Origin of the sequence: Dokdonia sp. PRO95 (assembly GCF_000355805.1) — a bacterium.
Lineage (GTDB): Bacteria > Bacteroidota > Bacteroidia > Flavobacteriales > Flavobacteriaceae > Dokdonia.
On record NZ_CM001837.1, the window covers coordinates 1803565 to 1826054 of the forward strand.

Sequence of the window (22490 nt, forward strand, 5' to 3'; positions counted from 1 at the left end):
ATACGTTTTCTCCCTTCATCATTTTATTCCAGTATAAGTAGGGTAGCATGAATTTTTTAAGTGTCCAAAGCCACTAGTGTTTATTACATTGTTAACTTTTAAGCTGCGTAATATCTTCTAATGCTTCTTTTTACATATAAGAAACGTATTAAGCCTATTAGAAACAGTGCAGGCGCTATGATGCTTAGCATAAAGCCTATCCACTTTATTTCTGTGAGAATGTCGAGTTTGATAATCGCTAGACCAGAACTCAAAAACACAATAAAGGTTCTAAAGTAGGCTAGAAAAGTACGCTCGTTTGCAAGTTTTGTTCTGTCTATCGCTAGTTTGTCAGTGAGTGATAGTGATAATTTTTTCATATGTCATTTCATTTTTCCGGTAGCGCAACTTACAAAAGATTTTGCCTTAGAGAGCACTCCATTTTCATCTTCAATAGATGGGTAGCCTAATGACTTGAGTTTTTCTTTTACACTTAAAGCGTCTTCTGTACCTTGAGCAGTAAAGGAAACAGTAGCAGTTTCGGTGTCCACATGTACGTTTGATATATTGTCAAGTTCAGATATTTTTGATGTGATTGTTTTTGCACAACCACCGCATTTTAAGTTCTGTACTATAATTGATGTTTTCATAAGATATGTATTGAGTAAAAAATTATCTAAAGAGGCAGCTTGAAATAGGAGCTTTGTGAGTGGTATGTTACGCTTTCGCGAAAGCGCAATTAAAAAAATGTAATCGAATAAATCTGTTTTTAAGCAGATGAATAAGTTTTACTGCCAAGCCATAAATCCTCCCTTTAAGTCAAAAATCTGTTTGAATCCTAAGCTGTCTAAGGTTTTTGAAGCTTTCTTACTCCTGTTTCCAGATCTGCAGTAGATATAAACTGGCTCTTCTTTATTGTAAGAATTGAAAGCAGAAATGAAATTATTCTTATCAAAAATATCAATGTTTACAGCTTTCTGTATATGACCACTATCGAACTCATTCTTAGTTCTCACATCTACTAGCTGTACTTTTTTATTTGTGATTGCCGTTTTAAAATCTGCTGCATTAAGAACAGTGATATTGCTATTTTGTTGAGGCTTACTTCCAAAAAGGAATGATAATATGGACATAATAAGGATTATTTGTTTCATTGTTTCGTTTATTAAAGATAGCTTTCTAGCTCTTCACTTCCAGTAACTTAAGTTACATTTCATGTTAATTTAAAAACGAGATTATCAGTAATGATAACCTCGTTTTTTACTAACCAATCAATAAGACCATAGTCATCACTCTATGGAATGTCTTTGCTTTAATAGCAATTATTTTATTGTCTCATGAGCTATAGCGCTCATAGGGATACACTTATTTTGTGATTTTCTAGAGCGTAGTAGGACAGACAAATTCTGACACCGGTGTCCCGGTTTCTTTAATATCTTTAAATCCTCCTTTTACATCAATCAGATTGTGAATTCCTCTACTTTTTAAAATCGATGAGGCTATCATACTTCTATAACCTCCAGCACAGTGCACATAAAAAGGCTCATCTGGGAACTCGGCTAGATGATTGTTTAAGAAATCTAGTGGCGTGTTATTAGCCCCAATCACATGTTCTGATAGGTACTCACTTTCTTTGCGCACATCAAAAACAGGCTTGTTACCTTTTTCTAATTCGTTTTTAAATGTTGTGGCTGTAATAGAGCTCACCGTATCGTATTCCATGGCAGCTTGCTTCCATGCAGTAAATCCTCCTTTTAGATATCCTAAGGTGTTGTCAAAACCTACACGAGATAATCTAGTAATCGTTTCCTTCTCTCTTCCTGGTTCTGTAACTAACAATAAAGGTTGTTTTACATCTGCAATTAAAGCACCTACCCAAGGAGCAAAACTTCCATCTATACCTATAAAAATAGATCTAGGGATATGCCCTTTGGCAAATTCATCTTGATGACGCACGTCTAATACAATGGCTCCTGTCTCATTTGCCGCAGCTTCAAAAGCTTCTGGAGATAATGCCTGTGTGCCTCTTTTCAGAACTTCATCTATATCCTCATATCCTTCTTTATTCATTTTCACATTGAGAGGGAAGTATTGTGGTGGTGGTAGGAGGCCGTCTATAACTTCTGCTATAAATTCTTCCTTAGTCATATCTGCACGTAAAGCATAATTCATTTGCTTTTGATTACCTAGTGTGTCTACCGTTTCTTTCATCATGTTCTTTCCGCAAGCAGATCCAGCTCCGTGAGCAGGGTATACCGTAACGTCATCTGCTAGCGGCATAATTTTATTGCGTAAGCTATCATAAAGAAAACCTGCGAGATCTTTTTCTGTGAGTTCGCCCATTTTTTGAGCAAGATCTGGTCTTCCCACGTCGCCTAGAAATAAGGTGTCTCCACTAAATATTGCATGATCCTTCCCGTCTTTATCTCTAAGAAGATACGTGGTGCTTTCCATTGTATGACCAGGCGTGTGCAAGGATACAATAGTGACATCTCCTAGTGGAAATTCTTGTCTATCTGTTGCTATAATAGCATCAAAACTTGGGTTTGCATTTGGTCCAAAAACAATAGGAGCACCTGTCGCCTTAGATAAGGTTACGTGACCACTTACAAAGTCTGCATGAAAATGAGTTTCAAAAATATATTTGATTTTTGCATCATCTTGTTTTGCCCTATTTAAATATGGCGTTACCTCTCTTAAAGGGTCAATGATAGCTACTTCACCATTACTTTCAATGTAATATGCTCCCTGAGCTAGACAACCAGTATATATTTGTTCAACGTTCATAAGTATATTTTTTTTACGCTTTCGCGAAAGCGGACTCAACTATTAATAATGTAAAATTACCTAATAGGAGTAATTGCTACAGTAACTTAGGTTACAGAGGGAAAAAATAAATAGAGCTCTTACCATTATAAGGGTGAGAGCTCTTCAAATACATAGCCGGTTATAACAGAGTGGTAGGGCATACATACTCAGACCTAGGAACCGTAGTTTCTGTAATTTGAGCAAAACCACCTCGTACATCGCTGAAATCTTGCCAGCCGCGTTGCTTTAAAATAGAAGCAGCAATCATACTTCTATATCCTCCGGCGCAGTGAAGAATGAAAGGCTTGTTTTTTGGGAATTGTGCGAGATGCTGGTTAATCTCATTGAGAGGCACGTTAATAGCCCCGAGTAGGTGTTCTGACGAGAATTCACTCTTTTTACGTACATCAAAAACAAGAGGTTGTCCCATTTTATATTCGGCTTCTAGCTGTTGAGGTGAAATACGAGTGATTGTTTCAAAATCTTTGCCGCTCTCTTTCCATGAGGAGAAGCTATTTTTTAAGAAACCAATAGTAAAATCATAACCTACACGAGAAAGTCTAGTAATCGTTTCCTCTTCTTTGCCTGGATCTGTAATTAATAAAATTTCTTGTTTTACGTCAGGAATCATTTCTCCTACCCATTGTGCAAAATTACCGTCTAGGCCTATGTTTATGCTGTTAGGTATAAAACCTTCTGCAAAGACTTCGGCATCGCGAGTATCTAGCATAAGTGCACCTGTTTCATTTGCTATTATTTCAAAGGCTTCTGGATCAAGTGGCTTAGTTGCACGATCAATTATAGTGTCCAGGCTTTCATATCCTTTAATGTTCATCAAGACATTTTGTGGGAAGTATCCAGGAGGTGTGGTAAGTCCAGTAAGTACAGCTTTTATAAACTCATCTTTAGACATTTCCTGAAGCGCATAATTGAATTTTTTCTGATTACCTAAGGTGTCTGTGGTTTCCTTACTCATCATTTTACCACAAGCAGATCCAGCACCATGATTAGGGTACACAATAAGATTGTCATCTAGGGGCATTATTTTGTTTCTCAAAGAGTCGTACAAGTGACCAGCGAGTTTTTCTTCTGTGAGGTCAGACACTACATGTTGCGCAAGATCTGGACGACCTACATCACCTATAAAGAGTGTGTCTCCAGTGATAATACCGTGCTCGTTTCCTAGTTGGTCTATGAGGAGATATGTTGTGCTCTCCATGGTATGACCAGGAGTGTGGATAACTTTAACTTTGTAATTACCTACCTCAAAAATTTGACCATCTGTTGCTATAATAGCATCATAAGCGGGTTTTGCTTCGGGACCAAAAACAATATCTGCTCCTGTTTTTTTACGTAAATCAAGGTGGCCACTTACAAAGTCTGCATGAAAGTGTGTTTCAAAAACATACTTGATTGTAGCATTATCTATTTGTGCACGTTCTAGGTATGGTTGCACCTCTCTTAAAGGGTCAAAGACTGCAGCCTCTCCGTTACTTTCGATATAATATGCTGCATGAGCAATGCATCCTGTATAAATTTGTTCTACTTTCATTTTATGTGGATTTTTAAATTACAACAACATAAAAGTAAGCAGTCATTTCAAGTATGTAGGTTACTTAAGTTACACAAATGTAGATAGTTTATAAACTATGATATTTGTCATGTTATGTCTTGGTAGCGACAAGTGTTCTCACAAAAAAAAGGCTATTTCTAATAGTAAGAAATAGCCTTTTTTGTAATTTTTATTCTCTTTAGTGTTTTACAAAAAACTCCATGTAAAAAATGAATATTGCCATTACAAATATAAAGTAGCCAAAACCTCTTTTTAATTTATCTCCATCTATAAAATTACTGAGGTAACTGCCTATAAAAATCCCTGCAAATGATATGCTTGTAAATATGGAAAGAAATAACCAGTCAATATCCATGGTTATGGCATCTCCTAGAAAGAAGCCCATCAATGATTTAAAAGCAATAATGATTAAAGAAGTACCTACGGCAACCTTCATTTCTACATTTGCTAGTATAACCAGGGCGGGAATGATGAGAAAACCTCCTCCAGCGCCTATCATTCCAGTAATACCTCCTACGATGAGACCTTCTATTAAAATAAGTGGGTAATTGTAAGTGACAGTGCCGTCACCTTTTTGTTTATTATCCTTTCTTTTTTTAAGCATAGAAAAGGCTGCAGGAATCATGAGGATTGCAAAGAGTCCAAACATTGCCATCCTACGAGTAAACTCAAAATCACCTGTGGTAAATAAAATATCTGGTAATGCAGGTACTACGTAGTGTCTCACAACGGTAACTCCCACAATAGCGGGTAGTCCAAAAACAATTGCTGTTCTCCAGTCTACATAGCCTTTAAGATGTTGTTTAAAACCACCTACGAGGGCACTTGCTCCTACAATGAATAAAGAATATGCAGTAGCGACTTTTTCATTTACAGAAAATAAGTAAGCTAGTACTGGTACAGCGAGTATAGAACCACCACCACCTATTAGACCTAAAGAAATGCCGATGATCAAGGCGCTTATATATCCAAGTATTTCTAGTATCTCCATTATGAGCTTCTTTGTATTGAGAAGCAAAAATAGACTTGCAATATATACCTAGGTGTAACCCAAGTTACTTAAGGGCTATAAATTTATAATTTGAATGTTATTTCTGTGGAGTTCGATTTTGCCTAAGTTTTCGAGCTTCTTGAGAAGTCTTGATACCACTACTCTTGAGGTGTGTAATTCATAAGCAATCTCTTGATGCGTGTTATGAATAATTTGCTCATCGTTTACTCTAGCCTTTTCTTTTAAGTAGTTTAAAAGGCGTTCATCCATGTTATCAAATGCGATACTGTCAAGAGTTTGTAATAGCTCGTTAAGGCGGTTATGATAACTCTCAAACACAAAATTTCTCCAAGACTTATATTTAGCCGTCCATTCTTCCATTTTTTGAACGGGTACCATAATGAGCTTGGTGTCTGTCTCTGCAATGGCTCGTATTTCACTCTTTGTTTGCCCCATGCAGCATGTCATTGTCATAGAGCAGGTATCTCCTTTTTCTAGATAGTAGAGTAGGAGTTCGTCACCATTTTTATCTTCTCTCAGTACCTTTATCACTCCAGAGACCAGTAGAGGCATGCCTTTTACATAACTGCCTATTTCCATGAGTTTAAATCCTGCGGGAACTTCTTTGTAAGTTCCTACTTGGAGTATCTCATTAATAAGCACATCTTCAAAGAGATGACCGTAGCTCGTTTTTAATTCTTGAATCATTATTCGGCTTTTTTGAGAATGTTAGGGTCGTATTTAAAAAAGAAATGAGCCCAAATCGACTTTGATACAGCTCCAATGTAAGGCATCGTCAAGATAAGAGCAATCACAATACTGGTTAAAATACCTGTAGGACCAAAATCTAAACCAAAAATAAGAGATAAAACATAAACGGCCACAGCAACCGCAATACCAACTCCATATGAAACATACATAGAGCCAGTATAAAAACTAGGTTCTATGCTATATTTTAATTGACATTTGGGGCAGTTCTTTTTAACCTTATTCATATTAGATAGCTTATAAGGATGTGCTTCAAGAAATTCGCCTTCTCTGCATTGAGGACATTTTAAAAATAAGATGCTATATACTATCGATTTACCCATATATAATTCAATTTTATGTAAAGTTAATAGTATTAAAATATGCTCACAGTAACTTATGTTACAAAGCGAAATCAAAAAATGTAATTACAAAATGCCATACCGAATGTAACTGGCAAATTTTAAAGGTGTTTCTAGGTGTAATGGTATGATTGTCTATCAATTAGTTTTAGTCAAGGTGTTTGATAGGTGTAGTGAAAAGAAGTAGCCTTTTTAAATTTGTGACGGACGAGATTGTAAAGTATCTTCGCGCGTTCATGTCAGTACGCGTTACGTGCTAAAACAATAAAAAATAATGGAAATCAATCCTACAGAAATTGTCGGTTACCTAGCAAGTCTTTTTGTATTGCTATCATTTTTAAATAAAGATTTACGCAAGTTGCGTATTGTAAACTCTATAGGCTGTGCATTATTTGTAACGTATGGAGTGTTATTAGGTAGTATTCCTATCATTATTACTAATCTTGCAATACTATTTGTAAACGGATATTATCTCTTTGTAAAGAAGGATTAATGTATCTCTCTGTTTTACAGTGCTTATCGTGAGTGAGGAGAGCCATAGTTTAATTTGTGCTTTTTGATTCTACAAATGAATATTGCTAAACATAAATTTGCATAAATCCTTGTAAATTAGTATGAGTTCGCTTATATTCGCCAAAATTTGAAATACTGTATGAAATTAATGGAAGAAGCGGTGGCTTTTGAAAATGCTTCAATGAGCAATATGTCCACCAGTGATCGCGTTGCTGCTTCAAGAGAGGCAAAACGACTCATTCTTGCACTGAATGAGATTTTTAAAGAGACAAAAGACTCTGAAATAATGGATGCTATGAAGCGTCTCACCGAAAAGAAAAAAAAGATAGAAAAACGCTTGAAGGGTAGACCTGATAGTATGTAAAATAAAAGAGGCCTCACTTGTGACGGTCTCTTTTTTATTGAACCCCTTTTAAGCGTGTGGCTATGCAACCAGACAACTTTACAAACGAATTTTTTGGGATTGGGATACAGAATGGTAAGACACCAGAAAACTTGGGTGTTTTATGGCGCTCTGCTCAAAACCTAGGAGCCAGTTTTATATTTACCATCGGTAATCGATATGCTAAGCAGGCGAGCGATACTCACAATGCTGTAAAGTCGATGCCGTATTATCATTACGATACTTTTGAGGATTTTTTTAAGCATCTTCCTAAGGGTGTGCGTATTGTAGGTGTAGAGCTAGATGATCGTGCTGAGATGCTTGAAACCTTTCATCACCCGCGGCGTTGTGTTTACTTACTTGGTGCCGAAGACAATGGTCTTACTAACGAGGCGATTGCAAAGTCGCATTTTCTTATAAAATTTCCTTCTACCTTAAGTCTCAATGTTGCAGTGGCGGGAAGTATCGTACTTTACGATAGGACTAGGGTAAAGCCTAGATCTTGATGCATTACGCTTTCGCGAAAGCGTACTTAAGCAATTTTCAAAACTCTTATCCTATAATTATTAATCTATAACCGCAGTTCTCGCTTGGTAGCGAGTGCAGCGAGGCAAATTAAAGTATCTTTGCCTAAAATAAAGTATTATGTCTCATAAAGCAGGATTTGTAAACATCATCGGTAACCCTAATGTGGGTAAAAGTACGCTTATGAATGCCTTCGTAGGCGAGCGTCTTAGTATCATCACTTCAAAAGCTCAAACTACGCGTCACCGTATTCTAGGTATTGTAAACGGTGAAGATTTTCAGATGTTATTAAGTGATACACCTGGTATTATCAAACCGGCATATGAGTTACAGGCGTCTATGATGGACTTTGTAAAAAGTGCTTTTGAAGATGCAGATGTGCTTTTATATATCGTTGAGCTGGGTGAAAAAGAGCTTAAAGATGAGGCATTCTTTAATAAAATACGAGGCTCAAAAATCCCTGTTTTATTACTTATTAATAAGATAGATAAAGGAAATGAGGAGCTACTAGGAGAGGCATTAAAGTTATGGTCTGAAAAGGTTCCTAATGCTGAGGTATTTGCCATTTCTGCCCTAGAGAGCTTTGGAGTGCCGCAGGTGTTTAATAGAATTATTGAGCTTTTACCAGAATCCCCACCTTTTTACCCTAAGGATCAACTTACAGATAAGCCTGAGCGCTTTTTTGTAAACGAGATCATCCGTGAGAAAATCTTAATGCACTATAAAAAGGAAATCCCTTATGCGGTAGAGATTGATACCGAAGATTTCTTTGAAGAGGATGAAATTATACGCATGCGATCTGTAATTATGGTAGAGCGTGACAGTCAGAAAGGTATTATTATTGGTCATAAAGGTAGTGCGCTTAAGAGAATAGGTGTAGAGGCTAGAAAGGATTTACAGAAATTCTTTGGTAAGCAAGTACATATAGAGCTCTACGTAAAAGTAAATAAGAACTGGAGGAGTAACTCTAACCAGCTTAAACGTTTTGGTTATAACCAGAAATAATATAAGTGCGCTTTCGCGAAAGCATAAGTTTATAAAGTATTACGGCTACACCAACTGACACATGAATAGGAAACTTAAAAATAGCGAACTCAACCGAAAATCTGTTGCCGACTTTAAGGAAGCAGAAAAGACGCCTATAATTATTGTACTTGATAATATACGTAGTCTTAATAACGTGGGGTCTGTATTCCGAACTGCAGATGCTTTTTTGATAGAGAAAATATATCTCTGTGGTATTACTGCAACGCCACCGCATCGAGATATACAAAAGACAGCGCTAGGAGCTACCGATACTGTTACTTGGGAGTATGCCGAAGATAGCGTTGCTCTTGTACAAAAATTAAAGAAAGACGGTGTTCATGTCTGTGCGATAGAGCAAGCAGAGGGAGCAGTGATGCTTGATAAATTTATGCCTATTACAGGCGAGAAGTATGCCGTTGTTTTTGGTAATGAAGTAAAGGGTGTTCAGCAAGAAATCGTGTCCTTAAGTGACACGGTAATTGAAATTCCGCAAGTGGGAACTAAGCATTCTCTTAATATTTCTGTGAGTGCTGGAGTAGTTATCTGGGACTTGTTCAGCAAGTTAGGTGTTTCTTAATGGTTTGTTAAGCTGTTATTTAACAGTGAGTTAAGATTGTGTCTTTTTATTTTGTTTATCTTTATTAAATAAAAACTAAACAAGATGTCAAAATTCACAATGCCAATCAGATTTGCTTTTGCAATGAGCGGAGGCCTCATAGCGTACTTCTTAGTACTTTCTCTTTTTAACTTACATACTAATATTTTATTCTCGCTTTTTAATGGAGTGATTGTAGGTTTTGGTATTTACGAGGTTATAAAATACACGAAGATTAAAAACGAATCAAAGTTCACCTACTCGCAGGGTCTTACTAATGGGGTGGTCTCAGGATTTGTAGCCACTATATTATTTACAGGATTTTTTGCGCTATATGCGGGTAATATAAATCCAGAATTTTTAGATGGATTGATAGGTCCATGGGAGCAAACATATAATACAAGTATAGGCTCTGTTGTGTTTACAGTAGCGATTGCAGGTTTTGCAACTGCAGTGTGTTTGTCACTTTGCTTCATGCAATTATTTAAGCCAAGCTGGAATACAGAAGGAACTAAGAAAGTCCTAAAAGATAGAGGTAACTCTGTAAGAGCTTAATTTATGCCCATGCAATAAAATAACAAAAACCGCCAATTGGCGGTTTTTTTATTGTTTTGTGCTAGAAGGCTCTAGTTTACTCTAGCGTAGGTTTGTACTACGTTTATTGTATAAGACAGTCCATCTACTCCTAAATTTTGTTCCTCATTAAATCTTAGCTCTAACGTTGTTTCGTTCAGAGTTTCAATAGTAAAAGAAGGTTCTATGTCTGCTTGGATAATTTGAAGATCTCCAGCTGCAATGAGTTGTTCTCCTTCAAAAGTAAGTTGATCACCGTCTAAAGTCCATTCAGCCTGTTCGTCATTAGTTGTTATAGTTTGTGTTTCTGTAGATATAGTCCCATTTATATCTGATGTAATTGTTTCATCGTAAGTTCCATTTGCAGAAACTGTATTATCGTTATTAAATACAACGGTAAAGTCAAAGTTAGATCCAGTTGATGTGATTGTTGCATCTACTTCATTGCCTTGTGCACTACCACTAAAGCTGCTTTCTTGAGATGTTGCTGTAAGTGACCAGGTGCCTATCAGATTTTCTTCACTTACATTGTTGCTTCCACCATCATCATCTGTAGAGCAAGATGCGAGGGTGAATGTTATTACGATTAATGTGATGATTGATTTTAAATGTTTCATTTTTAATTGATTAGTTAAGTGGGCGAAAATATATCTACAATAGTTAAGAGGCAAACAATTACATTAAAACATTTGATATTTATAGATTTATGAAGTTTATGACGTTTTCTAGGGTGAATAAATTGATTTTTTTAAGCTCACTTTTGAAGGTCTTGTAGGTTGTATTTTAATATTTTGTAATAATTTCTAGAGAGGACTGGTATTATTATGTAAAAACAAATGATGCTTATTGTAAATCTGAAGATAAGTAGTATATTTGCACCCGCTTAAACTGAGAGGTTTGGGCTATTATTAGTGTAATAACAATATTTTAATTAATCGCTATGTACGCAATTGTAGAGATAGCAGGGCAGCAATTTAAAGTTGCAAAAGACCAAAAAGTCTTTGTTAACCGCCTATCTACCGAAGAAGGAAAAAAAGTCGATTTCGACAAAGTACTTTTGGTAGGAGACGGATCTAACATCACTTTAGGCGCCCCAGCTATAGACGGAGCTCTAGTAGGAGCAAAAGTCTTAAGACACCTTAAAGGTGACAAAGTAATCGTTTTCAAAAAGAAGAGACGTAAAGGATACCGTGTAAAAAACGGACACCGTCAGTCACTTACTGAAATCGTAATTGAAAGTATCGCTACTTCTGGAGCTAAGAAAGCTGCTCCAAAGAAAGAAGAGAAAAAAGCTGAGCCTAAAGCTGCTGTTCCTGCAAAGGAAGCTGCTCCTAAAGCTACTGCAAAAAAATCTTCTAAAGCAGACGATCTTAAGAAAGTAGAAGGAATCGGACCAAAAATTGCATCAACTCTTGTTGAAGCTGGTATCGATACATTCGAAAAACTTGCAAAAACTGACGCTGCTAAGATTTCTGAAATCATCGCAGGTGTACGTGGAAACCACGTAACTGACACATGGCCAGCACAAGCACAAATGGCTGCAGATGGTAAGTGGGATGAGCTTAAGAAATGGCAAGACGAATTAGACGGTGGTAAAGCTTAATTGCTATACTATCAAGTATAACTTATAAAACCGAAACAAGATGGCTCACAAAAAAGGAGTTGGTAGTTCTAAAAACGGTCGTGAATCAGAATCGAAACGCTTAGGTGTTAAGATCTTTGGAGGACAAGCTGCAATCGCAGGGAACATCATCGTACGTCAAAGAGGTAATACGCATCACCCAGGTGAGAACGTATACGGAGGGAAAGATCACACACTACACGCAAGAGTAGATGGTGTTGTGAAATTCCAGAAGAAAAGAGACAACAAATCTTACGTTTCTATCGTGCCTTTTGAGGCATAATAAACGAGGATAATTTCTCAATTATTATATGAAACCCTTACCGTAATTCGGTAAGGGTTTTTGTGCTTGCACCTATCTTAATGGGAGCGGGGTTTTTGGTATATTGTTTGTTGCTTTGTCTAAAACACATGAAATGAGGTATTTGTTAGGGTTACTCTGTTTAGTTATTTTACAATCTTGCTTTCCGGTAGCAATAGCTCCTGATTTGAGTAATGGATCCATTAAAAAAGCAAAAAAGTTCAATAAAAAGCTACCTAAAAGATATTCGTACATTTTTACAGACCCAAAAGCTGCCGATGAGTTTTATACCTACGTAAATACAAAGTATGACCTAAAGCACAATTACGTAGAAGATAATGTCCCAGTAGTCCTGGATGGAAATAATTATTACGTCTCGTTTTATGAAGTAAGTAAAAACACTAAAACTGTTAACCTACTTAGGCCTATGGCTAATAAAATCATGGAAGAAAACGGAGTTCCAGCCATATTTAATGATGACCCTGTAAGAGATTATGGCGATACGTGGTATATCGCTTTACTTATCTCAGACGAGGAGTTTAATGATGGTCTTAATCCATCTTATGCAAATTTTGCAAGGGTAGAAGAGTATGCTTCCTCATTGCACAAAGAATATTATAGTATGCGCAACTATAAGCAGGCTATTTTGACCGTGCAAAAGGATAAGTGATTAATCTTTTATAAGTATATCTGTTCCTAAGTATCCATCATCCTTGTTGTAATACCAAGCTCGATTTTTTGGCATTTTAATTCCTTCTATGACTGCTATGTCATCAAGAAGAATATACTCGCCTGTAGTCTCATCTGTGCCTTTGAAAAATTGATATACTTCTAGAGCATACGTAGATGGGTTAAAGTAAAATTGCCAAACATCTGAACCTACAGCTTCGTCATAGGTCACTTTTACCACGATGTACTCTTTCCCCTTGAAAGTGATGTTTTTAACCGTAGGATCTATCTGAGTACCTGGATCATTAAGCTTCATAGGAAGCCCGTATAAGTAGGAGTAGTAATCCCGATACATTCTTGTTCTCTCGCACTCATCGCTATCGGTGGTGGTGTTTACTTCTCCAGCTTCAGCTGTATATTTACAGGTATCATTACTTATCTCCCTAAATGATGTGTCACCATCTTGTTCTGTGGTGAGATTAAAGTATTCATTTGGAATGTCTAGTGTAATGACACTTTTTCTAGCGGCCTTTTCTGGCATTTCAAGTGACAAGATGAATTCCCCTTTAAAGGTTGGCCAGTGACCATTTGGATCGTGGTATGCTATAGATTTTTTAATGATTTCAGCACCTGTGACTGGTCTTAATGATTGTGCGTGTGCTAAGTCCGCTTTCGCGAAAGCGAGACAAAAAACAATACTCGTTATTAATAATTTTTTCATACCTATGTTTTGAAGATGAAGATACACATTGCTTTTTGGATTATCCTAACTAACTTTAGTATGCTCTTAACAGCACAGGGAGAAGATAAACCTTACTTTAAAAGTATGATAGAGAAAGATGTAATACCTACTGAAGATGCGGTTCTCAATCTTGAGAATAAAGTAATCCCCAAAGAAATATATGATGAAGCCATTCTTGCTTTAGAACACTATCCAGAGTTGTGGAATACTGCAATTACTTTTCAATTTAAAGATAACATAAAGAAATCTACCATGCAGGCGCAACCGCGATGGGCAAGCTTCTTGAAGTCTCGTAAAAAGCGTGAGTATATCATTCTTATATCAAGAACAATACAAATTGACCAAGATGAACTTAATTTTTCTGAAGTGCCCAGTGATGTGGTTACTGGATGGCTAGGGCATGAGCTTGGTCATGTGATGGATTATAGAGAACGTTCTGGGTTTGGGATGTTGGTTTTTGGGCTGAAGTATTTGTATTCTGGCCTCATATTAAAGAAGTAGAGCGCACGGCAGATGTATATGCCATTACTCATGGAATGGGTACTTATATCTTAAAAACTAAAAACTTTATTCTAGATCACGCAAATATCTCTGAGGCTTACAAAGAACGTCTGCGTAGTCTATATATGTCTCCAGAGGAAGTGATGCATTTATTAGAAGAGCAGCATTAAGCTTTAGTCTAAGTATATGAGAAACGGCTATAACTTTAAAGTTATAGCCGTTTCTTAGTTTGTAAAGTTATAGTTATTGTTTTGATACAAAGTCTTCAAAGGCTTTAAACTTCTCTTCATCCATCACTTTTTCCATTTTTACCTGGCCTCCTTTTTTCTTGTTTTGACCACTCCATTCGTGAAAAATATTAGGGTCCATTGTGGTGACTTTTACTCCTTTAAGAGATTTTCCTCTAGCCACTTTATAATTCTTATTTGCTTCTTTTAAACTTTTATCTAGAGCTTCTGCAAGTTTGCTTTCATTTGTAGTCGCCGTAGTGCCTAGATACCAGCAGTGATAAAACTCTCCGTCTATCTTTTTTGCACTTAATGTGAACTCAGGTATTTTAATATCAAATTGTTCTTCAAGTTCTCTTAAGGCTGTTTCCATTTTATTCACAGAAAGTTGAGAGCCTACTACATTTAAGAAAAACTTAGTACGTCCTGTTATTTTGATCTCTGCTCTTTCAACATCAGTAAATGCGATGGTGTCGCCTATGAGATATCTCCACGCGCCAGAGACCGTGCTTATAATAAGCACATAATCTACGTCTGTTTCTACTTCCTTTAATGTAAGAGATGGTGCATCTTGTGATAGTGAGCCATCATTGTTAATATACTCAGGTGTAAAGGGTACAAATTCAAAGTAAATACCAGCATTTGTAGAAAGCTTCATGGCAGTTGTCTCTGGCCTGCTCTGGTAAGCCATAAATCCTTCTGATGCAAGGTAAGTGTCAATTACCGTAATATCTCTGCCTAGGAGCTGTCTAAAGCTCTTCTCATATGGCTTAAAAGCAACGCCTCCACTCGTGAAAACTTGTAGGTTAGGCCAGATCTCATGTATATTATTTACACCATGGTATGCAATAACTTCTTTAAGCATAAGTTCCATCCATGATGGGATACCACTTAGTGCGCCTATGTCCCATGTTTTTGCTCTCTCTGCAATAGTTTTTACACGTTCGTCCCAGTTTTCTATTTTAGCAATATCTTCTCCAGGTTTGTAGAATCCTTTAAACCAAAACGGAATATTACTAGCTGTAATACCACTTATTTCGCCTTCTAAGAATTCATCATTTTCATTAAGATCTGTAGAGCTTCCCAATGCCATTACTTCCTTGTCAAAAAAGTCTGTTGGTAGGTTATAATGCGCTAGGGCAGATACTTGAGCGAGACTGGTGCTTCTTATGGCAGCAACCATTTCCTCCGTTACTGGAATTCTTTTGCTTGTTTTTCCTGTGGTGCCACTGGAAAGAGCAAAATAGTGAGGTTTTCCAGGCCAGGTGATATCTTCTAGCCCGTGCTTTATGCGATCCCACCACATACTATCCATCTGGTTATAATCGTGATAAGGAACCATTTTTGAGAATGCCGCCGCTGTATCTTCTTCTTCAAGTAGCTGCGAAAATCCATAGTATTTACCAAAGGCGGTATCCTTTGCCGTATCTAGCATGTCTGCTAGAACTTGCTCCTGCTCTTGTATAGGATTAATCTCTGAAGATAATGTATCCTTCAAGTCAATTGCGCTTTTGATAATAGATCCTAGTATAGCCATGGTTGTAGTTGTTTTTACAAATATGCTAAAACTGACGATTGCTCTAGTTAAGATTATATCAAGTTTAACCCAATCTTAAGGAAGAATTGTGAAAAGATAATGTTGTTGTATTGTTTGCTAGACCCCTAGTGGTGAACTACTTTAAATACAGGCAATTATATTGATAATCAATAATCCCTTTTCCTGCATTGAGTACATCTGCTCCTAGAATTCCGTGTACGGGTTCGGCATCGTGGTTTCTCAGTGCTGTATTTACATGTGACATATCAAAGAGGACGATGTCTAATTTTTTATACTCCCATTTTTGAATGGTAATGGTATTTTTTCGCGAAAGCTTAGTAATCATATCAGTTGCGCCAGCACCTGCAGCTAGGACTTCACTGTCTTCAGAAAGTAGCCCAAACAACGCTGCAAATTCAAAGTCTATGCACGAACTAGAGGCTCCTGTATCAAGTATAAAGGAACCTTCTACACCATTAATTTTTGCTTTCATTTCAAGATGATTAGTCACGGTAGGGAAGAGGCGTGAACGGCAATATTTTTTTGAAAGTAGAAACTCGCGTAATGACGGCATATCTATTAGTGTATTACTCAAAAATACTACAATCCTATAGACTTGTAGCTTTGTGAAGCATTGCTCAAGTTTATGTGTTTTCCCTTCTCTCTTTTCTATGCGCTAGCTATTTTTGTGCTCTATGAATTTTACAGATACCCATACCCATTTATACAGCGAGTCTTTTGATGAAGATCAGGACGTGATGATACAACGAGCAATTGATGCTGGTGTAAATAGATTTTTTATTCCTGCGATAGACTCTGAGTATACAGAGCGTATGTATGCGTTAGAAAAAAACTATCCAGATCATATGTTTTTAATGGCGGGTCTACATCCTACGCATGTTAAGGAGAATTACGAAGAAGAGCTGGCGCATGTGGAGGCGCAATTTGCCGCTCGTGATTTTTATGCAGTAGGAGAGATAGGGATAGATTTGTATTGGGATAAGTCTACTTTAGAAATTCAGCGAGATGCTTTCAAACGACAAATACAACTCGCCAAAAAGTATCAAAAACCTATCGTTATACACTGTAGAGAGGCTTTTGACGAAGTTTTTGAAGTGCTAGAAAGTGAGAAAGGAGATGATCTCTTTGGGATTTTTCACTGCTTTTCTGGAACTAAAGAACAAGCAGAGCAGGCCATCAGTTACAACATGAAGCTTGGGATAGGTGGTGTAGCAACTTTTAAAAATGGTAAAATAGATCAATTCCTAGCAGAGATATCATTATCCCATATTGTACTAGAGACAGATGCACCCTATTTAAGCCCAGTGCCGTATCGTGGTAAACGCAATGAGAGCAGCTACGTGGTTTTAGTAGCCGAAAAGTTGGCGACAATCTATCAAAAACCTTTAGATGAAATCGCGGCAATAACTTCTAGTAATGCAGATGAAGTATTTTTTACAAAGCGTGCATAGTATCTTCTCGTAAATAGTAGATGAAGACTCAAAATATTTTGTTCTTTTGTGACAAACAATCCAGACTATTTTGAATAGATTCGATCATATACGCCCTTATAATGATAATGAAGTAAACCAGGCATTACTTCAGGCAGCAAGACATCCTATGTTTAGGATTTTACTGCAATTTACATTTCCAGATAAAACACAAGAAGAAATTGTAGAGGTTCTGAGTACCTGTTTTTCAATAGCCGACTTTCAAGAAAAAGTCATCTATAAATCGGTAACAAATTTACTTGATAAAAGCGCCGAAGATTTTACGTGTAGTGGGTTTGATACGCTTTCGCGAAAGCGGTCTTATCTATACCTGTCAAATCATCGTGATATTGTACTTGACACGTCACTACTTAATATGACGCTTATAGATCATGGTCTTATAACAACAGCCTCTGCAATAGGGGACAACCTTGTGCAGAAAGATTTTTTAATGGAGCTGTCTAAGCTTAATAGAAATTTCTTGGTGCTAAGAGGACAGTCACCACGTGAGATGTTAATGAGCTCAAAGCTACTGTCGGAATATATAAAACACTTACTAGTATCAAATAGGTCTGTGTGGGTAGCACAGCGAGAAGGAAGAACAAAAGACGGACTTGATAAAACACAGCAAGGCGTACTCAAGATGATCACCATTGCTCGTGACAAGACGCCACTAATGGAGTATCTCAAAGAGCTCAACATAGTAGGAGTTGCCATCTCTTATGAGTATGATCCTACAGATATTTTAAAGGTGCCAGAGGTTGTGGCAAAACAAGAGAATGTACCTTACATAAAAACAGCAAACGAAGATTTTAATAGCATCCTTAAAGGTGCGCTAGGAAATAAAAGAAATATACATATTGCTGCGGCACCAATGCCAGAGGAGATTTATGATCAAATTGCTCAGGATTATGCAAGTGATAATGATAAGCTACAAGCATTTGCCAGCGCTTTAGATACTATAATATGGAAGCATTATAAGTTGTGGCCGTCTAATTATATTGCATATGATCTATACCATAAAAGCAATAAGTACAGCGCTCATTATGATGAGAAAGAATTACGTCATTTTGAACGTAGGTTAGAAGTGCGAGTAGATAAAGAAAAGCAGATAGAGGTAGACAGTTTCTTATTAATGTATGCAAACCCAGTAGTACAATCAGAAAAAGTATGAGCAAGGCTAAAATTCTCTTAATATATACAGGTGGTACTATAGGTATGATCAAAGATTATGAAACGGGAGCTTTAAAAGCTTTTAACTTTGATGAATTACTTGAAAAAATCCCAGAGCTTAGATTGCTAGATTGTGAGATAAGCACCGCCTCATTTGATACCGTGATTGATTCGTCAAACATGAACCCTACCTATTGGAACGAGCTTTGTGATTTTATTAAAGAGGGTTACGATATCTATGATGGTTTTGTAGTGCTGCACGGTAGCGATACCATGAGTTATAGCGCATCTGCCATAAGCTTTATGCTAGAAAATCTATCTAAGCCTGTGGTGTTTACGGGATCACAGCTTCCTATAGGAGATTTGCGCACAGATGCAAAAGAAAATTTAATTACTGCAGTTCAAGTAGCTGCTTTGAGAAAACGTAATAAACCACTTATAACTGAAGTGTGTCTCTACTTTGAGTACAAGCTATACAGAGCAAATCGCACCTCAAAAATAAGTGCTGAAAATTTTGAAGCGTTTACTTCTCCTAATTATCCAGAACTCCTCACCTCAGGAGTACATCTCACTATTAATGAAGATGCACTCTGGAAACCGAATAAAAAACCACTTAAAGTTCACAGAACCTTAGTTACAGAGATTTTACTACTTAAAATATATCCTGGTATTTCGCAGTGCTTAGTAGAGGGTATGCTTAACATTCCTTGTACGCGCGGAGTAGTTTTAGAAACTTTTGGAGCTGGAAATACCTCTACGCAACCATGGTTTGTAGATGCTCTTAAAGCAACCATCAAGCGAGGTGTCCCTGTGGTAAATATAACACAATGTATTTCTGGTAGTGTGCACATGGGCAATTATGAAACTAGTGTAGCCTTAAAGAAAATGGGAGTTATTAATGGAGGTGATATGACTACAGAAGCCGCCACTACAAAAATGATGTATTTACTAGGGCAGGAGCTCGGGCCTAAAGTGTTTAAAACAGTCTTTGAAACTTCTTTAAGAGGAGAGCTCACATAAAGTGTGTAACTCTTGAATGAGTTATTATTTTTTTGTTATTTCGCAATCCTTTAGAAAGAGTATGATTTATACGCTTTCGCGAAAATTTAAAATACTCACATTAGTGAGTTGTAATCAGCTATTGTAAAGGATAAATATCTGTAGAGCAATTGCTTTACGTCTATAATAGAGAGGTGGCCGAGTGGCTTAAGGCGCACGCCTGGAAAGCGTGTATACGGCAACGTATCGAGGGTTCGAATCCCTTCCTCTCTGCTGTAAGTGCTATACTTTAAAGTGTAGCACTTTTTTTTTGACATGTATATTATATGTTTAGATCTGTAATATAGATGATAGTATCTAGGATCTTACCAATCACACTCTAAAGTAGCTTCTTGAGCTGGTGGTAAGTACGTGTGGGATATGTGAGTCTTAATTGAAGAATTTTCTTCAAAACAATTAGTTGTCAATTTTGCAAAATGAGTATTGAATTTGACCATCGTGTAAATCATCTTCTGAAATAAAAGAAAGTAATTCTTAATTGCTAAAATTTTAATTGTAATTTATGTGTAACTATCATGAATGCGTCATTTAATCTATTGAAATCGATTTTTTGTCGCAATTGTCAGATTGACTGTTGATAACTTCTAATAATTTTTTGTAATGATTTAGAAGTTGTTTATCTTTCTCCCTTGAAAAAAAATCTAGTGTCAAAACATTGAATACTAGTTCACAGTTCTAACTGACCCAAATCCTTTTAAAATCATCACGTATGATTCATAAAACTACCCATTCAAAATTTCTATCGTTCTTGTTTCTTTTCACAGCTGTTTTTGTGTGTGGATTGAATGCTTATGCACAAACTCAGACTTTAGCTGAAATTCAATCTAAGCCAGGTTGTGCGACAATAACTCAAGCAATTGTTAATGAATTTTATAGTCCTATTCCTGCTGGAGGCGCAAATCCAGGAGATGCAGGTATCGTTGTGGATATAGATATTACAAATGAAACACCTGCTGGAGCAGCTACTTCAGGTAACTATGAAGCGGTAACTGCTGGAAATTTAACAGATGCTCAATATTGTCAAGTAGGAACAGAGGGGCCCGATTTTCTATATAATTTTTCAGTTCCAGCAACGGAAACAGTTACTTGCTCAAGTGCAACTACGGTAATTAGTACCCAAGGTGACTTTAATAGTGGTACAGAGTGGATTGTGGTCATAGATGAAAACAATGAAATAATAGGTGGGATACCTCCAAGTGGGTTGGGCGAATGTACGGGTACTGTAAGTACAATTACTATAGAATTAATAGGTGATGACATATCAGCGCTAGCAGTTGATGGTATTGTAAGTTTAGAATTGAGATCAAAAGGTGGTACAATTGGAAACAGCGGAAATGAAACTGACGGTCCTTGTCCTTCGCCAGGAAATTGTGCACGTATTGATAGTATTACGTGGGACGTACTTTCTGAGCCAATTTTAAATAATCCTCTTGGGTCAACAGATTTATGCCCAGGAGAATCTACCACAGTTACTGCAGATTCATCTGGAGATAGACCTATAATATATTCATGGTCAGTAGGTCAAGGTGATATTACACTCACGAATACAAATCAACAAACTGTCACCGTTACCGCTGGTACTACGTCAGGTGTTTATGAACTCCTTTTAGAGATGACATATGCGGGAGAACCCGGATGTACAGAAACTTTTTCAGATTCTGCAACAGCGAGAGTGTTGCCGCAGCCTACAGTTAGCTCTACGACTATAGAAGAGTGTCAGCAATCACCAACCCAAACCCTTGATGCCAATTTGTATCTCTCACTACAACCTGGAGAGAGCGTAACTTGGTATGATGCTCCTACTGCAGGTGTTATTATTCCTAATCCAATTCAGGACTCAGTTGGCTCTTCTACTTATTATGGAGAAATAACAAATAGTGATGGTTGTTCAAACCCAATTCGTTCAGACATCACTTTAACAATTTTTCAAGCTCCATCTAGTACAGACGCTTCAGATGCAGTCTGTTCTGATGAGTTCTATTTGAGAGATCTTACTACGCTTTCTACAGGAAATAGCTTTACGTATAGTGCAACATCTTCAAACCCTGGAGTAATTCCGGCTCCTGCAAATGGTTCTGGAAATGTTATTTCAGGAACATTTACTAATGAAAGTTTAGCTCCTATAACTCTTACATATACAATTACTCCTACAGGTCCTGCACCTAATAACTGTCCAGGAGAAACTTTTGAGCTTGCAGTTACAGTAAATCGACAACCGCAGCTCACTTCTTCACAGGATTTAACAGTTTGTACTGCTACAGACCCTCCTCTTCCAGCAGATTACTTGAGAGCAAATGATGCAATTGTAGTAGCCGCAGGGACGACGGTTACTTGGTATGATGCGTTAACTGGTGGGAATGCAATTCCCGGAAATGATCCAGAACTTACCACTATAGGATCCATTTCTTATTTTGCTGAGATTAGTGATACAGGAACTGGATGTGTTAATCCTATTAGAGAAGAGGTGAACCTTCAGATTGCTACTCCACCATTTCCAGCCTTATCAGAAACTGTATGTTCAGGAGAGCAATTAAATATAGGCTTGAATACTTTTGATACCACTTATACTGTCTCTTCTTCAGATCAGGGTAATGTTCCTGCAGGAGCAGATCGTACAACCCCAGTGACAGACAATATTACAGATACGTATATAAATACAACGGCAAATGTTGTTACCATTATATATACCGTTACCTATGAAGATCCAGGAGCATGTAACGGAAATGTCTTTGAAATAGCAGTCACCGTTAATCCTGAACCAGTTGTGTCTAATTTGCTCGACACAACGGTATGTAGCGATATGCCTATCGGTGTAAATCTTGATGTACGAACCACAAGTGTCGCAGCTGAATCGTGGAGGCTCGTTAGTGTAACTCCACAAGCGGGATTAATTCCTGCAAGTTCTAATGCATCAGTCGCGCCAGTGTTATTTTCTAACGCAATTGCTAATGATGTATTTACAAATACTACCGCGGGAGATTTGACGGTAGAGTATGTAGTCCAAGCAACCTCAAATTCTGGATGTGAAGGAGAAACGGAAACAATTACCGTAACTATTGCACCTGCACCAGAAGTGGATGCTGGTCCAGCCTCAGC

Annotated in this window: 27 protein-coding genes and 1 tRNA gene; 16 read left to right on the forward strand and 12 right to left on the reverse strand. The window is 37.2% G+C overall.

What is annotated here, in order from left to right; genetic code table 11:
- Positions 1–98 precede the first annotated feature (98 nt).
- The 8 genes from D017_RS07995 to D017_RS08030 all read right to left on the reverse strand — a co-directional run bounded on the left by D017_RS07995 (position 99) and on the right by D017_RS08030 (position 6346).
- Positions 99–359, reverse strand: coding sequence for a DUF202 domain-containing protein (locus D017_RS07995; RefSeq protein WP_035335795.1), 261 nt, complete (start codon positions 357–359; stop codon positions 99–101).
- Positions 360–362: 3 nt separating this feature from the next.
- Entirely contained in the window at positions 363–629 is a 267-nt protein-coding gene (locus tag D017_RS08000) for a heavy-metal-associated domain-containing protein (protein WP_035335796.1), read from the reverse strand.
- Between the two features lie 138 nt (positions 630–767).
- Positions 768–1133, reverse strand: coding sequence for a rhodanese-like domain-containing protein (locus D017_RS08005; protein ID WP_343215411.1), 366 nt, complete (start codon positions 1131–1133; stop codon positions 768–770).
- Positions 1134–1359: 226 nt separating this feature from the next.
- A complete protein-coding gene (locus D017_RS08010) occupies positions 1360–2766 on the reverse strand; it encodes an MBL fold metallo-hydrolase (RefSeq protein WP_035335797.1) in 1407 nt (468 codons plus the stop codon).
- A gap of 160 nt (positions 2767–2926) precedes the next feature.
- Positions 2927–4339 (reverse strand): MBL fold metallo-hydrolase, encoded by a 1413-nt coding sequence (locus D017_RS08015; protein ID WP_035335798.1) that lies wholly within the window; start codon positions 4337–4339, stop codon positions 2927–2929.
- A gap of 199 nt (positions 4340–4538) precedes the next feature.
- Complete coding sequence (locus tag D017_RS08020; RefSeq protein ID WP_035335799.1) at positions 4539–5351, reverse strand: sulfite exporter TauE/SafE family protein; 813 nt, start codon at positions 5349–5351, stop codon at positions 4539–4541.
- Positions 5352–5426: 75 nt separating this feature from the next.
- The gene (locus D017_RS08025; protein ID WP_035335800.1) at positions 5427–6059 is read right to left on the reverse strand and encodes a Crp/Fnr family transcriptional regulator; all 633 of its coding nucleotides are present in this window, start codon (positions 6057–6059) and stop codon (positions 5427–5429) included.
- On the reverse strand, positions 6059–6346 hold the full coding sequence (locus D017_RS08030) for a DUF983 domain-containing protein (protein ID WP_225969284.1): 288 nt from the start codon (positions 6344–6346) through the stop codon (positions 6059–6061). The genes D017_RS08025 and D017_RS08030 overlap by 1 nt, the downstream gene beginning before the upstream one ends.
- A gap of 388 nt (positions 6347–6734) precedes the next feature.
- Here D017_RS08030 and D017_RS08035 point away from each other — a divergent pair, with 388 nt between their 5' ends.
- From D017_RS08035 to D017_RS08060, 6 genes are all read left to right on the forward strand, one after another.
- A complete protein-coding gene (locus D017_RS08035) occupies positions 6735–6953 on the forward strand; it encodes a YgjV family protein (RefSeq protein WP_013751230.1) in 219 nt (72 codons plus the stop codon).
- Between the two features lie 159 nt (positions 6954–7112).
- Positions 7113–7337 (forward strand): hypothetical protein, encoded by a 225-nt coding sequence (locus D017_RS08040; protein ID WP_013751231.1) that lies wholly within the window; start codon positions 7113–7115, stop codon positions 7335–7337.
- A gap of 62 nt (positions 7338–7399) precedes the next feature.
- Positions 7400–7861, forward strand: coding sequence for an RNA methyltransferase (locus D017_RS08045; protein WP_035335802.1), 462 nt, complete (start codon positions 7400–7402; stop codon positions 7859–7861).
- A 139-nt stretch (positions 7862–8000) separates the two neighbouring features.
- A complete protein-coding gene (gene era, locus D017_RS08050) occupies positions 8001–8885 on the forward strand; it encodes a GTPase Era (RefSeq protein WP_035335803.1) in 885 nt (294 codons plus the stop codon).
- Between the two features lie 61 nt (positions 8886–8946).
- Positions 8947–9483, forward strand: coding sequence for an RNA methyltransferase (locus D017_RS08055; RefSeq protein WP_035335804.1), 537 nt, complete (start codon positions 8947–8949; stop codon positions 9481–9483).
- Positions 9484–9567: 84 nt separating this feature from the next.
- On the forward strand, positions 9568–10056 hold the full coding sequence (locus tag D017_RS08060) for a DUF4199 domain-containing protein (RefSeq protein ID WP_035335805.1): 489 nt from the start codon (positions 9568–9570) through the stop codon (positions 10054–10056).
- Between the two features lie 71 nt (positions 10057–10127).
- Here D017_RS08060 and D017_RS08065 read toward each other — a convergent pair whose 3' ends face one another.
- Positions 10128–10691 carry a hypothetical protein gene (locus tag D017_RS08065; protein ID WP_035335807.1) on the reverse strand — a complete coding sequence of 188 codons (564 nt, stop codon included), beginning with the start codon at positions 10689–10691 and terminating at the stop codon, positions 10128–10130.
- A gap of 323 nt (positions 10692–11014) precedes the next feature.
- On the opposite strand from D017_RS08065, the gene rplU reads away from it, so the two are divergent.
- The 3 genes from rplU (at position 11015) to D017_RS08080 (ending at position 12666) form a co-directional block, all read left to right on the forward strand.
- The gene (gene rplU / locus D017_RS08070) at positions 11015–11677 is read left to right on the forward strand and encodes a 50S ribosomal protein L21 (RefSeq protein WP_035335809.1); all 663 of its coding nucleotides are present in this window, start codon (positions 11015–11017) and stop codon (positions 11675–11677) included.
- A 40-nt stretch (positions 11678–11717) separates the two neighbouring features.
- Positions 11718–11978, forward strand: coding sequence for a 50S ribosomal protein L27 (gene rpmA, locus D017_RS08075; RefSeq protein ID WP_013751238.1), 261 nt, complete (start codon positions 11718–11720; stop codon positions 11976–11978).
- A gap of 133 nt (positions 11979–12111) precedes the next feature.
- Positions 12112–12666 carry a hypothetical protein gene (locus D017_RS08080; protein WP_035335810.1) on the forward strand — a complete coding sequence of 185 codons (555 nt, stop codon included), beginning with the start codon at positions 12112–12114 and terminating at the stop codon, positions 12664–12666.
- Here D017_RS08080 and D017_RS08085 read toward each other — a convergent pair whose 3' ends face one another.
- The gene (locus D017_RS08085) at positions 12667–13386 is read right to left on the reverse strand and encodes a DUF6503 family protein (protein WP_035335812.1); all 720 of its coding nucleotides are present in this window, start codon (positions 13384–13386) and stop codon (positions 12667–12669) included.
- A gap of 60 nt (positions 13387–13446) precedes the next feature.
- Between D017_RS08085 and D017_RS08090 the strand changes: the two genes are divergently transcribed.
- Together D017_RS08090 and D017_RS15575 are read left to right on the forward strand one after the other, a co-directional pair.
- Complete coding sequence (locus D017_RS08090; RefSeq protein WP_343215412.1) at positions 13447–13908, forward strand: hypothetical protein; 462 nt, start codon at positions 13447–13449, stop codon at positions 13906–13908.
- A 35-nt stretch (positions 13909–13943) separates the two neighbouring features.
- On the forward strand, positions 13944–14078 hold the full coding sequence (locus tag D017_RS15575) for a hypothetical protein (RefSeq protein WP_343215413.1): 135 nt from the start codon (positions 13944–13946) through the stop codon (positions 14076–14078).
- Between the two features lie 73 nt (positions 14079–14151).
- Here the strand turns inward: D017_RS15575 and D017_RS08095 are convergent, their stop codons facing one another.
- Complete coding sequence (locus D017_RS08095; RefSeq protein ID WP_035335813.1) at positions 14152–15672, reverse strand: GH3 auxin-responsive promoter family protein; 1521 nt, start codon at positions 15670–15672, stop codon at positions 14152–14154.
- Positions 15673–15808: 136 nt separating this feature from the next.
- The gene (locus D017_RS08100; RefSeq protein ID WP_035338117.1) at positions 15809–16246 is read right to left on the reverse strand and encodes a retropepsin-like aspartic protease; all 438 of its coding nucleotides are present in this window, start codon (positions 16244–16246) and stop codon (positions 15809–15811) included.
- Positions 16247–16367: 121 nt separating this feature from the next.
- On the opposite strand from D017_RS08100, the gene D017_RS08105 reads away from it, so the two are divergent.
- The 5 genes from D017_RS08105 to D017_RS08125 all read left to right on the forward strand — a co-directional run.
- Positions 16368–17144 carry a TatD family hydrolase gene (locus D017_RS08105; RefSeq protein ID WP_035335814.1) on the forward strand — a complete coding sequence of 259 codons (777 nt, stop codon included), beginning with the start codon at positions 16368–16370 and terminating at the stop codon, positions 17142–17144.
- A 70-nt stretch (positions 17145–17214) separates the two neighbouring features.
- Positions 17215–18336, forward strand: coding sequence for a glycerol acyltransferase (locus D017_RS08110; protein ID WP_035335815.1), 1122 nt, complete (start codon positions 17215–17217; stop codon positions 18334–18336).
- Positions 18333–19355, forward strand: a complete 1023-nt coding sequence (locus D017_RS08115; protein ID WP_035335817.1) for an asparaginase — start codon at positions 18333–18335, stop codon at positions 19353–19355. The genes D017_RS08110 and D017_RS08115 overlap by 4 nt, the downstream gene beginning before the upstream one ends.
- Before the next feature lie 167 nt (positions 19356–19522).
- Positions 19523–19607, forward strand: a tRNA-Ser gene (locus D017_RS08120).
- A gap of 496 nt (positions 19608–20103) precedes the next feature.
- The coding region (locus D017_RS08125; protein ID WP_160164967.1) for a PKD-like domain-containing protein at positions 20104–22490 on the forward strand (2387 nt) is incomplete at its 3' end.